The organism is Sphingobacterium tenebrionis (assembly GCF_037126265.1).
GTDB classification, from domain to species: domain Bacteria; phylum Bacteroidota; class Bacteroidia; order Sphingobacteriales; family Sphingobacteriaceae; genus Sphingobacterium; species Sphingobacterium tenebrionis.
Genome location: NZ_JAYLLN010000023.1, coordinates 20,163 through 37,040, shown reverse-complemented (window position 1 = coordinate 37,040; position 16,878 = coordinate 20,163). Strand labels below are relative to the sequence as shown.

The following is a 16,878-nucleotide window of genomic DNA, read 5'->3' as shown; positions in this document are numbered from 1 at the left end:
ATAATTGCATTATTTATGGTCTGCTAATAATTTTTTTATTGACACAACCATCGTATTATAGTTTGCAAGGGCCTCAGCTTTCCTAAGCTGATAATCCAATAATTGCCGCTGCACCTGAATAACGTTGGTCAAGTCACTTTTGCCTGTAACGAACTCTTTTACGATCAGGTTATATGTCGTTTGGGCGAGCGTAGTTTGTTTTTCGTACAGCTCGATGGCACGCTGAGCATCATCCAGTTGGCTTGTGAGACTGTAAAACTCGCTTTTCAAAGTGTTGAAGGTGTTTTTAAAGTTCTCTTCGCTTGATTTTCGCCATAGCCTGCTTTCGTTTTGCTGGGCATTGTATTTTTTACGGAAGAGCGGCAGGCTCACTGAAACCATAGGCATGACCATATCCTTACCGTTCATCCCGTCCATGGCCAGCATTGAATTATTCGTCCTTCCCACAACCATGTATTCCACACCGATACCAATCATGGGATAACTCATTTTCCGATCCATTTCCGCTTTTGCCTTAAATGCCAAGCCTTCTTCGGCAATCATTTCAAGCATGGGATTGTTTGTCTCAATAACCCTTAGTGCCTCTTCCTCGCTATATAAAAAAATCAGCTTGTGGATCTCTTGTCCCAGCATGACCTTTTCAGTTGCTTCCCGATTCAACAATGCATTGAATTTTGCTTTTTCGGCTTTAATCTGAGCATGTAAACTTTCAATGTTATTTTCAATTTCGACAATTTCCAATTGGATACGAAGCACCTCTGACATACCCGATCCGGAGCCACCTTCCATTGCTCCCATGCCACCACCGGACGGCATACTCATATTCTGATTAGTAGCAGGAGCTGAATTGCCTCCTCCCATACTCATCCCTCCCATACCCGATGAAGCACTAGATCTGGTTGGTGAGGAAGGCGTATTACTGCTTACGACGGGTGCTACACTTGATTGTGAGGTGCTTGAGGGCGCAGAGAATTTCCGTATTGCCAATTGTTCCAATTGTTTTAGAAACACTTGGTTTTCCTGATTATTCTTGAGTTGCTCGTTCAATTTTTGCATCGTGTACCACTGTGTGCTGACCTGAAGGATCAGATTATTTATGGCTTCCCGATACTGTTGATCTTGCATATTGGCCATATGTGTAGCCTCTGTGCGAGCTGCTTTTCTCGTGCCAAACCATGGGAACATCTGCATCAAGCTTACATTTCCAATAGAACGCCCTCCTATAATTTCCATAGGCATCGTATATGCTTCCATGGACAATTCCGGGTCTTGGTATGCTCCGGCTTGCGGAATTTTTTCAAGGTATGCCTCATGCGCATACTTTTGTGATTTTACACCCGGATTATTTTCGATTGCGACTTGTATATAATAGGACAGCGAATCGGTGGGGTAGTCTTGGGCTAAAGCTTGCGAAAAAATGCTTAAGCTTGTTAATACAGCCACGGTTATATACCGATTTATCTTATTCGTTTTCATTCGCTATATTTTTATTATTTTTTCTATTTTCTTTTTTCGTGGCAGATTCCCTCCACCAGCACTGGAATACCGGGACTACAAACATGGTCATGGATTGGATCAGCATGCCGCCGAAAGTCGGGATGGCCATTGGTACCATGATTTCCGCACCTTTACCGGTAGAGGTCAGGACAGGCAGTAAGGCGATCAGTGCTGTAGCAGTGGTCATCGCTGCCGGTCTGACACGCTTTAAGCCTGCGTATATGACTGCTTCCCGTATTTCATCTTTTGTTCTGGGGTTCCGTGCTTCAAATGTATCGTGGATGTATGTTCCCATTAATACACCATCACTCGTCGCCAGTCCGAACAGGGCGATAAATCCTACCCAAACGGCAATGCTGAGATTGATGCTGTGCATCTGGAACAGATCCCTCATATTTGTCCCTCCGACAGAGAAGTCCATAAACCAGGGCTGCCCGTAAAGCCATAATAAAATAAAGCCACCTGCAAGTGCTACAAAAACACCGGAAAAATGAATTAACGATGCTGTAACCGTTCGGAACTGAAAGTAGAGAATTACTAAAATGGCTAACAAACTCAGTGGTATAATAAGCATTAGCCTTTTTGCGGCACGTTCTTGCTGTTCATAATTTCCGGCAAACTTATACGTCACCCCGTTGGGTAAATCGAGTTCTCCAGACGCTATTTTTTCCTTTAGGAGTTGATCCGCTTCGTATACTACGTCGACTTCCGCTATGCCACTTTTTTTATCAAAGATTACATAACCCAACAAAAAGGTATTTTCACTTTGGATCATCTGAGCGCCCTTGGCATATTCAACATCCACCACATCCCCCAATGGAATCTGAGCTCCTGTAGCTGTCGGAATGATTATTTTTCGCAACGCATCCGGGTCATCCCGTAATTCTCGTGGGTAGCGCAGGCGAACGGGAAACCGTTCCCGGCCTTCGACTGTAGTGGTCAACGTCATACCGCCGACTGCCGCACTGATTACTTCTTGAAGCTCGGCAACGGTAATACCGTATCTGGCCATTCTATCCCGGTTCAGATGGATTTCGATATAGGGTGCACCAACAGCCCTGTCGTAGAAAACGGTCGATGGCATAACAGATGGAACATCCTTTAAGGCTGCTTCCAAGGCCTTGCCACCGATTTCAATCGACTCCAGATCCGGACCCGAAACCTTTAGCCCCATCGGAGCCCTCATTCCCGTAGAAAGCATTACCATTCTCGCTTCTATCGGTTGCAACTTAGGAGCGGAAGTCAATCCGGGCAGATGGGAAACATTGACGACCTCTTGCCATATATCGTCGGCCTTTTTAATTTCAGGACGCCATCTGCGGAAAAATTTTCCGCTTTTATCTTCAATCAGACTGTCCCGTGGTATGGAACGGAAACCATCGGAAACAGCATAGGTCTTGTCACCTTTCAACACGAATTCTCCGGAACTGTTTACCTTGAACCTTTCACGATGCCCGTCTTCATCCAGATAAAATTCCGGGATATAATTGATCGTATTTTCAAACATCTGTGTAGGAGCCGGATCAAGTGCAGAATTCACACGGCCCCATTTTCCTACGATAAGTTCGACTTCCGGTATGTTTTGAATACGTTTATCAAGTGTTCTGATCAATTGCAGGTTTTGTTCAATCCCAGTATGCGGCATACTGGTGGGCATCAAAAGGAAAGAACCTTCATTGAGGCTTGGCATAAATTCCTCCCCGATACCGGGAAATGTTTCGGTGGATTTTTGCCAGAAGGCAGTCTCCCGAAATGATTTCCAACCTGTCTTTTCGAAGCCATTTGCAACAAAACCAAAACTCTTCTCTACGCCCATCCATGCTAACATTCCGAATAATAAAGTAATGATAGGGATGGCCATGAATTTCCACCGGTTGGAAAGTGACCAACGCAGGATCTGTTCGTAATAGATCACCAATGCCCATAACATTCCCAGGATGGAACCAATGGCAAAGAATACGAACACAAAGTTAAGTGTGGTGCTTGCCTGCGTGCCGAGCGGCAGCCACTCAACCGTCAGGTAATACATCGCTACAAAAAGTGTGATAGCTACATTAACGTAGTTGGCAATTTTTTCTCCTTTCCATCTTGGTGTAAACAGGTTGTTGACTCCGATCAAAGTCAATGCGAACGCGACAAAAACACCTGTATAGATCCAAAGAGCGATACCGGCAACCACCAAAACGTAGTTGGCTATCCGGCGAACTTTACTCCCATTGATACGGATTGAAAATATATAATAAGCCAGTGTTGGCAAGATAAAAATGCCTAACACAAAGGCTGAAACCAAAGCAAAGGTTTTGGTGTATGCCAAGGGACCGAACAACTTACCTTCTTGTGCTTCCATCATAAAAACAGGTAAAAAGCTGATGATCGTGGTGAGCATCGCCGTTGACAAAGCACCCGACACTTCCGCAACAGCGGTGGAAATCAAGTTTACAAAGGCTTTCCCCCGACTCTCAACACCCTTGGCTTTTTCTTCATCCATATGGCGTAGTATGCTTTCGATAAAGACAATCCCAACATCAACCATAACACCAATGGCAATGGCGATACCCGAAAGAGCAACGATGTTCGCTTCTACATCCATCTGTTTCATAATAATGAAAGTCGCCAACACACCGATGGGCAAGATACTGGATATAAGAATCGATGCTCGCAGGTTGATCACCAGCACGATCACAACGATAATACAGATCAGGATTTCGTGTGCTAAAGCATTTTCCAGCGTCCCGATGGTTTCCTGGATTAAACCCGAGCGGTCATAAAACGGAACGACGGTGACTTTTGAAATAGTCCCATCCTCTAATGTTTTTTGAGGGAAACCTGCCTCCATTTCTTTGATCTTCGCCTTGACATTATTGATGACTTCCATGGGGTTGGTTCCATGCCGGGCAACTACTACACCGCCAACTGCTTCCACGCCTTCCTTATCCAATCCACCGCGTCGTGTGGAGGGTCCCAAATTGACAAACCCAACGTCTTTTATCTTTACGGGAACATTATTGCGCACAGCCACTACGGCATCTTCCAGATCCTGGACACTTTTAAGGTAGCCCAATCCACGCACCAGATATTCCGCTTTGTTTATTTCGATCGTCTCTGCACCGATATCCAGGTTGCTGTTTTGGATAGCCGACATGATATCCATTACGGATACATTGTATGCGCGCATCGCATCTGGATTGATATCGACTTGGTATTCTTTTACGAAACCTCCGATGGAAGCCACTTCGGAAACCCCCTCTGATGCTGCCAAATTATATTTGGCATAGAAATCCTGAATCGTGCGCAGCTCATCGGGGTCCCAGCCTCCTGTAGGTTTTCCGGTTTCGGGATTGCGTCCCTCCAGTGTATACCAAAAGACCTGCCCCAAAGCAGTGGCATCCGGCCCGAGCGTGGGCGTTACATCGGATGGTAATGTGCCGGCAGGCAATGAATTCAGTTTTTCCAGAATACGGGAACGGCTCCAATAAAACTCAACATCCTCTTCAAAAATGACATAGAGGAAGGACATGCCGAACATCGAACTGCTCCGGATTGTTTTTACGCCGGGGATGCCCAGTAAGGAGGTCGTGAGTGGATAGGTAATCTGTTCCTGTATATCTTTGGGAGACCTCCCCATCCATTCGGTCGCCACAATTTGCTGGTTCTCCCCAATGTTCGGAATCGCATCGACCGGCACAGGATCGCTCGGCAACGCATTTTGATGCCAATTAAAGGGCGCTGTAATCAGCCCCCATATAAGGACAACCACAAGTAATAACAGTGTTATTACTCGGTTCTCCAAAAAATATTTGATAATTTTTTTAAGCATAACATATACATTGTTTACATTTTAATATCAGATACCAGCCTACAGAAATCGACCGGTACCTGATATTTGAATTTCAAATCTTAATCAGCGTTTTTACTTCAGTTCTTCCTGAACTTCACCACATGTTAGCATATCTTCACCATAGTAAGGGTTTTTGACCTCTTTGCTATCGCTTAACCAATATGCTCCTTTGTTGTCATCGTACATCGAGCAAAAAATCTTGTACATGGGCTTTTCGGTGCCGAATTCTTTTGTTATATCATAAAAATCCTTGCTCAAGATCACTAAATGTTCTCTTTGATGAGCGATATTGCCTATGTTATCACCTATGTGCTCCGAATGTTCCTGAATATCAGCAGCGATGTCATCGAAGGTGCTTTTCTGTTCTGCACTAAAGCCCTCGGTATTAATCTTGGGGAGTGCTTCCAGCATGCCTTTAGCTGCATTTGCGGCTTCTTTATCATTATCGGAAGACAAAGCAAAAGTCAGGTGCTGGTAATGGGAAAAAAGTTCCGAAAAAGTTCCCTGGTCGCTTGCAGCGTTGCTTTCGTTGGATACCGTTGTTTCAGTATGGACGTCGCTTTCTGATTTTTTTTCAGAAGCGCCATTGCATGCTGCCAAGGTCAATACGGATGAGGCTAGTAAGCCTACAAATAAATGTTTCATTGTCATGATTTCTGTTTTTAATAATTAAAATTGATTTATGTAATTTGTATATGTAGTATTATTTTCAAAATATGATACTTCCCCGTTGTTGCCCGTAATTGCTATTATAGCAGTCGCTTTATCTATCTGCTTTTTGGAAAATGGATCTATGGCAACGCGTGTAGAAGGATCTTTTGGAATACGTTCTTTACACATCTGGCAACATCCGTAATATATTTTTCCTTCAAAATTTACCTCAAATTGTTTTTTGCCCATGTATGCATTGTTGACCATGCATACCTCTTCCGACGGAACTACATCGCCCATTTCAAAGGCATTGTGGTCACGGGTATTTGTATTTGAGCTTTTTGAAGTATATGTATTGTCTTGCACCTTTAGTGTAGGGTTGTTGTTGCATGAACTAAATATGACTACAATAGAAGTAACGATCCCAATCAATAGACATCTCATAATGGCTGACTAATTTAATTTTTCAATAGTACTACCGCAGGTCAGCATTTTTGAACCGTAATACGGGTTTTTGATATCCGTACTTTTACTTAACCAAGTTGCACCTTTGCCATCGTTGTACATCGGGCAGTTTTGGTAGTACATAGTTGTTTTTTGCTTTGATGCGTTTGCCAATTCATAGACATTCTTAGAAAGTAGGGCAAATGCCCTCCGTTGCTTTACGACGTCTTTCGATTTCGAGATGTTTTCTGTGTTTAAAGACAGTTCCTTCATGACCTTCATCCATACGGTATGCTCTTTGGGAGAAAGTTCACCCATATCCACTGTTTTAATAACTGTGGCTAATTCAGTAGCATTTGAAGATGCTATATTTACATCTGCGTTTATCAAAGCATCTTTTATGGAAAAATACTTGTCAAATACGGCATGTAATTGTGATAAATTTTGTGACGGAATATTCTTTGCTTGAGCTGTTCCACCATGGTTGTGATGTTGCTCGTTCTGGTTTTGCGCAAAGCTGTTTGCTGCGGATAGTAATACGGTGATTACCATCAATATTTTTGATATTGATTTCATTTGGAACCTTATTAAGTATTAAAAATGGTAAATAATCAAAAGCCAGATCTGGCTTTTAATAAAACATGTATTGCGGATAGGTGCAAAATCAACCGATTTCGCACACCTATGGCTATACAGTACTAATTTAACTTATTTTAGGCGGTTGCCAAATGGAAGATTCCCCTGTAGAATAAAAGGGTTCTTTGTATAAAGGGTATGATTTTTTACTTTTAGAAAAAACAGGATTTTGAACGTTCCTAAAAAATGGGGGTGTTGCAGAAAAACTATTAGAAGAGCTGTGGCAGGACGTAGGTCCACAATTTCCAGAGCATTCATTGCTCGTGTCATCCTTAGACTTACAGCAGTCTTTCTCACATTGATCTTCTGAATGATGCTGCTTGTTGGCACTGCAACATGACTTCTCCTTGATAACAATTTCTTTGGAATGCGATTTACACGCATAGGATTGCATTGGGATTATAAAAAAGCCCAATAAGCATATAATCATTAATATGTTTATCCTTTTTAACATGTAAAAAACAAAAAAACTATTGCAAAGATAATGATATTTTTCAAACCGGTTCGTTTTTTTGAAATAAATGGCAGATAAGTTTCTCTTATCCGCCATTTATTTTTATTCCATGAGCATTATAGTGTCAGTTACATTTCCTGCTAGTGTTCTTTTAAATCTTTCACTCAATAATATCGAATACACCCATACGCCCGGTTACGGGGTTTTCAGAAGCATGCTTCAACCTATATAAATGGTTCTTACATCAACAAGGTTGTCGTCACTGATGTCCAAAGACATTAAGTCGCTTCGGTTGAATACCTTTATATATTTCTTTTTGCGTATTTTCTGTTTTCTTTTCAATACTTATAAATTGACGTCCTTTAAAATTTCATCCGCTGTATTCGTACCGCATTAAGAATAGCCAATAACGCCACGCCCACATCAGCAAAAACGGCTTCCCACATTGTAGCCAATCCACCTGCACCAAGCACCAATACAATTCCTTTTACCACAAATGCCAATGTGATATTTTGCCAAACGATTTTCTTTGTCTTTTTTCCAATATTGATTGCCATTGGGATTTTGCTCGGCTTATCGTCTTGTATGACCACATCTGCCGTTTCAATAGTGGCATCGCTTCCCAAACCGCCCATTGCGATACCTACGTCGCTCAACGCCACAACGGGAGCATCGTTCACGCCGTCGCCGACGAAAGCAACGCTTTCGTCTTTGGCTTTAATTTCTTTAACCCTGTTTACTTTATCTTCGGGCAATAAATCCCCAAAAGCATTATCTATCCCCAACTGCTCCGCTACATACTTTACCACTGTACTTTTATCTCCGCTAAGCATAGTTGCTTTCACATTGAGTTTATGCAATAAACGGATGGTTTTCTCTGCATCTTCTTTGATACTGTCGGCAATCGTAATGTAACCGACAAATTTGTTATCGTAAGCAACGGCAATGGTCGTATAAACGATGCTGTTCGGATCTAAGTCGTATTGTATTCCAAACTTGTTCATCAGCTTGAAATTTCCAACCAACAAGTCTTTACCATTTACGGTTGATTTCAGCCCGTGTCCAGCAATTTCCTCTGTATTTTCTAAGCGGATTGTATTATCCAGTTCCCCCACGTATTCGTGAATAGCTGTCGCTACGGGGTGCGTACTGTGGCTTTCCAATACATTGACCAATTGCAAAATTTCATCTTGAATGAACGCTTTGTCAAATACCACTTCTTGAACCTTGAAAACACCCTCTGTCATTGTACCCGTTTTATCCATTACCACATTTTGGATATTGGAAAGGCTATCTAAAAAGTTACTTCCTTTGAACAGTATTCCGTTTTTGCTCGCTGCTCCAATGCCACCGAAATAACCCAATGGAATACTGATTACTAAGGCACAAGGACAAGAAATAACTAAGAATACCAAAGCCCTGTACAACCAATCCCTAAACTCATAATCAGCTACGAAAAAGTAAGGCAGCACACAGATAGCGACCGCTAACAGTACCACTATAGGGGTATATATTTTCGCAAACTTGCGGATAAATAATTCCGTTGGTGCTTTTTGTGAAGTAGCATTTTGTACCAATTCCAAAATTTTACTCAACTTACTATCCATATATGCGGTTGTGACCTGCACTTGTGCAACGGTATTAAGGTTTATCATACCTGCCAAAACCGTTTCGCCTTTGGCTTTGGTGTCGGGTTTGCTTTCGCCTGTGAGTGCTGAGGTGTTGAACGATGCCGTTTCAGACAATAATTCTCCGTCCAAACCTAATTTTTCTCCCGGTTTCAATTGTATTATTTCGCCGATATTCACGGTTTCCGCCTTTACAGTTAGGGGTTGGTCGTTTCTTAAAACCGTTACCTCATCAGGTCTTTGGTCGAGCAATGATTTGATATTTGCTTTGGCTCTGGAAACCGCCATTGTCTGAAAAACTTCTCCAACAGCATAAAACAACATCACGGCAACGCCCTCGGGATATTCGCCAATGGCAAATGCCCCGATGGTGGCAATGCCCATTAAAAAGAACTCTGAAAAGATTTCCCCTTTTCTGATGCTTTTCACGGCATCTGTCAATACAGGAAACCCAACGGGAGCATACGCAACCACATACCAAATAATCCTTACCCAACCCGTAAACCATTGCTGTGGAAGCCAATGATCAAATGCTATGGCAGCAAGCAACAATACCAATGATATTATACTCGGCAAAAACATTTTAATTGGACTACTCTCACTATGACTGTGGTCGTGTCCTTCATCATCGCCGTGGTCGTGTTGATGCTTTTCATTTACCAGCTCTTTTGCACCTGCTTCGGTGTAAATTTTTTCTTCCAGCGTGCAACAAGTCATTTTGCCTTGTGCATCATACGTATGCTTATGATTTTTGTCTGTATTTGTCATAGCCTTTAATTTTTTAGGTTCGTTACACTTTTATTTCTTATTATTTCTACGTTATTATTCATTATATACCTCACGATATACTGAAAAACAAATCGCTTTAACGCATTTAGCTTTTGCTGATGCTTAGAATAAAATTCATCGGGTGTATCAAAAACGCCAAAGTCCTGATTGATGCCCTTACCCTGAATAAACGTATTGTTGAGGTTCCATTCAATCGGTGGGTTCTCAAAATTATCGGTATAAACCCCGAAACCACAAAATGTGGTTTTGCAATCGCTGTTCTGCTCCTGCAATTTGGTGAGATAGGGTTTATCCAAAATCACACCTTCTAAAAAATACCACTGTTCATTTACCCATACTTCTACCCAGCTATGTAAGATGTTTTGAGGCGAAAGTTTGTACCAAATACCCGTAATAGCTCCTTTTTGCAAGGCTTTGTCAATGGTAAAACCGTGAATGCGGTTAGGTATTCCCGTTGCTCTTAATAACGTCATTAGCAAAGTCGCTTTGGTATTGCACTGTCCATAGCCATCCTGCAATATTTCTGATGCAGGTATATCGTCCGAAACATTGTAGCCAAATTTTATTTCATCCCTGACAAAATTGTAAATGGCTTTAACTCTTGAAACATTGCCCAAATCTTTCCACCCTCTTTGTTCCAATAGCTCTTGTATAGAAACGTTTGAGTAGTCAAGGATTTTTGTTTCTTTAAGATAGTTATCCATAACACATTTATATTTATGACAAAGATACACAGGAAGAGCCTGCAATGCTATTGCAAACTCTCCTTTAAACAGTTCTCGCAAATACCTTTACCAAATAGTTTTATTTCGTCAATACGGTAATTTTGGTTTCCATTCTGCGGTATTATAAAATCCTCCTTACAGGTTGTCTGTTTACAGATTTTACAATAGAAATGTAAGTGCCAATCTTTGTGTGTTTCTTCATCACACCCATCGTGACACAAAATATACTTAACGGTAGTGTTCTCCTGAATACTGTGTACAATGCCTTTTTCCTCGAAAGTTTTCAAAGTCCTGTAAATCGTAACCCTGTCTGCTTTATAGAAATGACTTTCGATTTCAGATAAGGACATCGCTGTCTGCTGTTGCTCCAAGAAATCATATACCAATATCCGCATACTGGTCGGATTGGTGTTCTTTGACAACAGCTTTTGTTCAATGCTTTTTTTCATTATATACCATTTTAGTGAGCGTGACCGTGTTCTCCGGTATCATTCATTTTTGCATTCACAAAAAACGCACCTTTTATCACGATATGTGTACCGTGTGGAATTTCATTTACAGGCGTTATCGCCGTGTAACCCAATTGAGAAGCACCTTTAACGACCTCCATTCTTGTAAATTGAGTTCCATTTTCCGAACCGTGGTCGTGAGCCTCATCTTCTTTATGGTCGTGCGGTTCTTCTTCCTGCTCCTTGACCAAAAAGATGTAATATTTCCCGTCTGCATTGACAACCGCTTCGTTGGGTACAGCCGTACTTAATACATCATCTAAACTTACATTTCCGGTTATGCTCATTCCGTCAATCAATCCTGTTTTATCTCCGGTAATTCTGCTGTGAACGGCAATGGTTTTGCTCTCTCCGCTAAAAGATGAACCTATACTATAAACTTCGGCAGAATGGGTCTTATTGGGGTTGTTGGTTACGACAAAATCTATTTTCTGACCTATTTTGATTAGGGGAATATCTTTTTCATAAACCTGTAAGTCCAAGTGCAATGCTGTGTTCTCTATTATTTCGGCAATAGGCGAAGACACATCTACATAGCTTCCGATTTTGGCAAAAACGTTACTTACCGTACCGCCTATCGGACTTGTAACGACCAACGAGGATTTAAGGCTGGAATTTGACAGGGAAGCCGGATTAATGCCCATCATTTGGATTTGTTGTTGTAACGATGCTTTTCGTGTTCTCAACGTGTTCAATTCAGATGTGGCACTTTGCAGGTTTTTCTTTGCACCTGCATTTCCCTCGTTCAGCTCTCTTTGTCTTGCAACTTCCTGCTCTGCAAATTCTATCCTGCTATTGATGCTTAGGTATTCTTCCTGTAATTGTATGAATTCCGGATTGGAAATAGTGGCGATGACCTGACCTTTTTTTACGAAATCGCCTATCTCCACATTGAGGGATTTGATAACGCCGCCAAACATTGAAGTTGCATTTGCCTTGTTGCTGTTGGGTACTCTCAATCCACCGTTGGCTTTCAATGTTGCGGACAATTGTTTCTGTTCAATCATCCCGATTTCGATACCTACAGCTTTTATCTGTTCATCGGTCAGTACCGCAACGTTTTCTTCTTCGTGTTCGTCCGTTGTTGCTGCTGCTTCGCTACCGTGATTATGTCCGTCGTCCTCCGTATGTTTATTTGTACAGGCGTTCAAAGCAAAGATTGCTACGAGGAGAAAAACGCTGAAAACTATATTATTGATGATACGTTTCATATTTTGTATTATTTGCTGATTAATGAATGAATAAGCGTTACAGCCTCATTGATTTGCTGTATGCTCTTTAGATAATTAAGCTGAATATCGGTTGTTGTCTGCAAGGCAAAGAGGTACTCCACATAAGAAATATCTCCGGTACTGTACCCTAACTTTGCCGCATTGATGATTTCATCAGCATTCGGAAGTGCCTGCTCCTTGAAATAGGTAAACTGTGAAACATTCTGTTCATATTGTTTCAGGGCATTTGCCAACTCCGTTTTTAGCTGCTGTTGTTGCCATTGGGCATTCAGTTCCAATGATTGTTTTTGATAATCAAGGGAACGGATTTTCGCTCTGGTCGTAGTAAAGAGTGGAATGGTTATGCCTACATCAACAAAACTGAACCGCTGTCCTCTGCCGTAAAATTGTTCCACGCCGTTTCTACTATGCATTCCTATCAGCGATATATTATTATAACCGAACGTAAAATCAGGCAGGCTGTTTGCCCGTTCCAACTTCTTGTTCTGTTCAGCGATTTTAGCCTCCTGATACAATAGCTGGATGCTTGGGTGGTTTTCAATAGCTGAACTGTCTATGAAAGAAGTCAAAAGTAATGGTTCATAGTCTGATTTGGGTTCAATGGCAAAATCTTCCTTTGTCTGCATCAGGTTTTTAAGATTCTGATAGGCATTTTGCCTGAAGACCTCATTTTGCTGGAGCAATATATTGATTTCCCCCTTTTTGGTAACAGCCGTACTGACTTCTATCCGCCCTATATCTCCTGTTTTATAACGCAGCTCCGCCACACGGATAAAGTCTGCATAAATACTATCCAAATACTTCAATACCGAAGCATTATGTTCCAGATACGCTAACTGATAATAATATGTTCTTACCTGCTTTCTTAGCTCATTTTCTGTCAGAGCCTTTGACCATTCCTGCCCTTTGACTTGCTCTTTGACAAGGTTTTTCTTTACCCCAAAAAGTGTTGGAAAGGGTATAGTCTGCGAAATTTGGAAACCGTCATTGTACTCAAATCCATCTGTATTCCCATATTGGAAATTTAAATCGGTTTTCGGTAGCTCATATGCTGTCTTACTCAAACTTTGGGTAGATTGAATCTCCAATTTTTTGGAACGGAGCTGAGGGTTATTTTCCATAGCTATTTCGATAGCTCTATCTACGTTTACAGGATTTTGTGCATTACTGGTTTGAGAAAAGCCTAAGAACGTAAACAGTAACAATATAGGTGTTATGGCTTTCATTTTATTATTTTTTGTAGGCTTATGATTTCTCATAAATACGAGGTATAGTAAAGGCAGTACGAATAACGTCAATGCCGTTGCTGACATCAATCCGCCGATAACGACCGTTGCCAACGGTTTTTGTACTTCTGCACCCGCACTTGTACTCAATGCCATCGGTAAGAAACCTAAACTTGCTACCGACGCTGTCATTAATACGGGTCTTAGTCTTGTTTTAGCCCCCTCGATAATTCTCGGGATAATCTCGTTCCAACCCTCTTTTTCCAATCTGTTGAATGTGGAAATCAGTACAATCCCGTTCAGAACAGCAACACCAAACAAAGCGATAAACCCTACACCTGCTGATATGCTGAATGGCATATCCCTCAACAATAGGGCAAACACACCTCCAATGGCACTCATCGGGATAGCTGTATAGACCAAAACGGCTTCCTTGAACGAATGAAACGTGAAGTACAATAAGATAAAAATCAAAAGCAGGGCGATAGGTACTGCAATCAGTAATCTGTCAGTAGCTTTTTGGAGGTTCTCAAACTGACCGCCATAGGTAAAATAATATCCTGTCGGTAGCTTAACCTGTTCAGCCAACTTATCCTGAATTTCTTCTACAACACTTGCTACATCCCGCCCTTGTACATTAAATCCGACATATATCCTTCGTTTTCCTCCTTCACGGCTGATTTGTGCAGGACCTAATTTATAGTCAATGTTGGCAACCTGCGAAAGTGGAACCTGCTCTCCGTTTGGAAGTGGAATAAACAGATTGCTCACATCCTCAATAGAACTGCGGTGTTCTTCATCAAGCCGTACCACCAAATCAAATCTACGCTCATTTTCATAAACCACGCCTGCTGATTTACCTGCAAACGCAGTACTGACAATATCGTTTATCTCCTGTACATTCAAGCCATAGTTGGCTATTCGGGTACGGTCGTATTCGATATTAATCTGTGGAAGACCTGCTATCCGTTCTACCTGCGGAGCGGTTGCACCCTCTACCGTTTGAATAATGGCATTGGCTTTATTGGCATAAATCAACAAACTGTCGAGGTTCTCTCCGAATATTTTCACAGCTACATCTTGCCTGATACCCGTCATCAGTTCATTAAACCTCATCTGTATCGGCTGGTTGGCTTCAAAGAATACACCGGGAATAACTTCGAGTTTCTCCATCATTTCATTGGAAAGTTCGTCATACGATTTCTTTGTTTTCCATTCGTCCTGTGGTTTAAGAATAATCATCAGGTCGGTCGCTTCGGGCGGCATCGGGTCTGTCGGTACTTCGGCAGCCCCCGTTTTTCCTACAACCATTTTTACTTCGTCAAACTCCTTGATTATCTTAGATGCCTGCATTGAGGTTTCCAGACTTTGGCTTAAGGATGTTCCTTGCGGCAAAATACAATGGAAAGCAAAATCGCCCTCGCCCAATGTTGGCAGGAACTCTCCGCCCATCCGTGAAAAAAGGAATATACTAATGGTAAAAAGTCCGACGGCAACCGCAATAATCACATATTTTATCCGAATGGCTTTTTCTAACAAAGGCTTATAAACCCCTTGAAGATAGTCCATCATTTTGTCTGAAAAATTCCTTTTGGTAATCGGTTTTTTAGACAGACACAAGGCACTCATCATCGGGATATAGGTAAAGGACAAAATCAAAGCTCCCAAAATGGCGAAACTTACGGTCTGCGCCATTGGCGTAAACATTTTTCCTTCTATGCCGACCAAAGTAAGGATAGGAATATAAACAATGAGGATAATGATTTCTCCAAATGCTGCACTCGTACGGATTTTTCTTGCAGATTCATACACCTCCTCGTCCATTTCTGCCTGCGTAAGTTTTTGAGTGGATTTCCGTAAGCCCAAATGGTGCATTGTGGCTTCAACAACGATCAGCGAACCGTCCACTATCAATCCGAAATCAATAGCTCCCAAACTCATCAGGTTGGCACTTACGCCAAATAACCTCATCATTCCCAATGCAAAAAGCATTGATAACGGTATAGCTGATGCGACGATTAAACCTGCCCTGAAATTCCCTAAGAAGATAATCAATACAAATATTACGATTAATGCACCTTCAATTAGGTTTTTTTCGACAGTACTTATCGCTCTATCTACCAGGTTCATTCTATCCAAATAAGGTTCTATGACCACATCATCGGGTAGAGATTGTTGGATAACCGGTATTTTTTCTTTGATGTTTTTTACGACCGTAGCAGTGTTTTCTCCCTTGAGCATCATTACAATACCTCCCACAGCATCTACTTCGCCGTTATAGGTCATTGCTCCGTATCGGGTAGCGTGACCAAATTGTACTTTTGCTACATCTTTGATGAATACCGGAACACTTTCCGTATTTTTAACAACAATATTACCTACATCTTCCAGTGAAGTGACTAAACCAATTCCCCGAATGAAGTATGCATTGGGTTTCTTATCAATATAAGCGCCTCCGGTATTTTGGTTGTTGTTTTCGAGTGCAGTAAAAATATCGGAGATACTGACGTCCATCGCTTTGATGCGGTTAGGGTCAACGGATACCTCGTATTGTTTGAGCAGACCGCCGAAACTATTAACTTCTGCAATTCCCGGAGTACCGTAAAGTTGTCTGGCGACAATCCAATCCTGCATTGTCCGTAAATCCATTGCAGAATATTTATCTTCGCTTCCTTGTTTGGGATGGAGAATGTATTGGTACACTTCGCCAAGACCTGTACTGACAGGAGCAAGTTCAGGCGTTCCAACTCCATCAGGTATCTGGTCTTGTGCTTCTTTCAGCTGTTGGCTTACCAACTGTCTTGCAAAATAAATATCGACATTGTCTTGAAACACTACGGTTACAACAGATAGTCCAAACCTCGAAACACTTCTTATTTCTTCTACTTTGGGAAGATTGACGATACTTTGCTCTACAGGAAATGTAACCAGTTGCTCCACCTCCTGTCCTGCTAATGTTGGTGACAGGGTAATAATCTGAACCTGATTGTTTGTAATGTCAGGTTGGGCATCAATGGGGATTTTCGTGGCACTCCATACCCCCCAAATGATGAGTAATAAGGTCATTAATCCTATAATGAACTTATTCTTTATAGAGAATTTTATAATGTTATTTAACACTTTTTGTGATGATTAATGATGGATAAATAATGATAAAATCATAATGATTATGTTTTTAGGGAATATAAATACCCTAAAAACCAAGCTAACGCTGTTAGCATTAAGCTGTAATCATTAAAACATTAAAAA

The 16,878-nt window shown here is 41.5% G+C and carries 10 protein-coding genes; all 10 read right to left on the bottom strand.

Going from position 1 to position 16,878, the window contains the following annotated elements:
- Positions 1-9 precede the first annotated feature (9 nt).
- The 10 genes from VJ786_RS10315 to VJ786_RS10270 all read right to left on the bottom strand — a co-directional run bounded on the left by VJ786_RS10315 (position 10) and on the right by VJ786_RS10270 (position 16,695).
- A complete protein-coding gene (locus VJ786_RS10315) occupies positions 10-1,476 on the bottom strand; it encodes a TolC family protein (protein WP_336557667.1) in 1,467 nt (488 codons plus the stop codon).
- Positions 1,463-5,314, bottom strand: a complete 3,852-nt coding sequence (locus VJ786_RS10310; protein ID WP_336557666.1) for an efflux RND transporter permease subunit — start codon at positions 5,312-5,314, stop codon at positions 1,463-1,465. The genes VJ786_RS10315 and VJ786_RS10310 overlap by 14 nt, the downstream gene beginning before the upstream one ends.
- 93 nt (positions 5,315-5,407) lie before the next feature.
- Positions 5,408-5,980 carry a DUF3347 domain-containing protein gene (locus VJ786_RS10305; RefSeq protein WP_227694340.1) on the bottom strand — a complete coding sequence of 191 codons (573 nt, stop codon included), beginning with the start codon at positions 5,978-5,980 and terminating at the stop codon, positions 5,408-5,410.
- A gap of 24 nt (positions 5,981-6,004) precedes the next feature.
- Positions 6,005-6,352, bottom strand: coding sequence for a hypothetical protein (locus VJ786_RS10300; RefSeq protein WP_227694341.1), 348 nt, complete (start codon positions 6,350-6,352; stop codon positions 6,005-6,007).
- A gap of 87 nt (positions 6,353-6,439) precedes the next feature.
- A complete protein-coding gene (locus tag VJ786_RS10295; RefSeq protein ID WP_227694342.1) occupies positions 6,440-7,006 on the bottom strand; it encodes a DUF3347 domain-containing protein in 567 nt (188 codons plus the stop codon).
- A gap of 876 nt (positions 7,007-7,882) precedes the next feature.
- Positions 7,883-9,916 carry a heavy metal translocating P-type ATPase gene (locus tag VJ786_RS10290; protein WP_227694343.1) on the bottom strand — a complete coding sequence of 678 codons (2,034 nt, stop codon included), beginning with the start codon at positions 9,914-9,916 and terminating at the stop codon, positions 7,883-7,885.
- Between the two features lie 5 nt (positions 9,917-9,921).
- On the bottom strand, positions 9,922-10,641 hold the full coding sequence (locus VJ786_RS10285) for a transglutaminase-like domain-containing protein (RefSeq protein WP_227694344.1): 720 nt from the start codon (positions 10,639-10,641) through the stop codon (positions 9,922-9,924).
- Positions 10,642-10,688: 47 nt separating this feature from the next.
- Positions 10,689-11,111: a Fur family transcriptional regulator gene (locus VJ786_RS10280; protein ID WP_094258248.1), complete on the bottom strand. Its 423-nt coding sequence runs from the start codon at positions 11,109-11,111 to the stop codon at positions 10,689-10,691.
- Between the two features lie 11 nt (positions 11,112-11,122).
- Positions 11,123-12,382, bottom strand: a complete 1,260-nt coding sequence (locus VJ786_RS10275) for an efflux RND transporter periplasmic adaptor subunit (protein ID WP_227694345.1) — start codon at positions 12,380-12,382, stop codon at positions 11,123-11,125.
- An 8-nt stretch (positions 12,383-12,390) separates the two neighbouring features.
- Positions 12,391-16,695: a CusA/CzcA family heavy metal efflux RND transporter gene (locus VJ786_RS10270; protein ID WP_237235625.1), complete on the bottom strand. Its 4,305-nt coding sequence runs from the start codon at positions 16,693-16,695 to the stop codon at positions 12,391-12,393.
- Between the last annotated feature and the right edge of the window lie 183 nt (positions 16,696-16,878).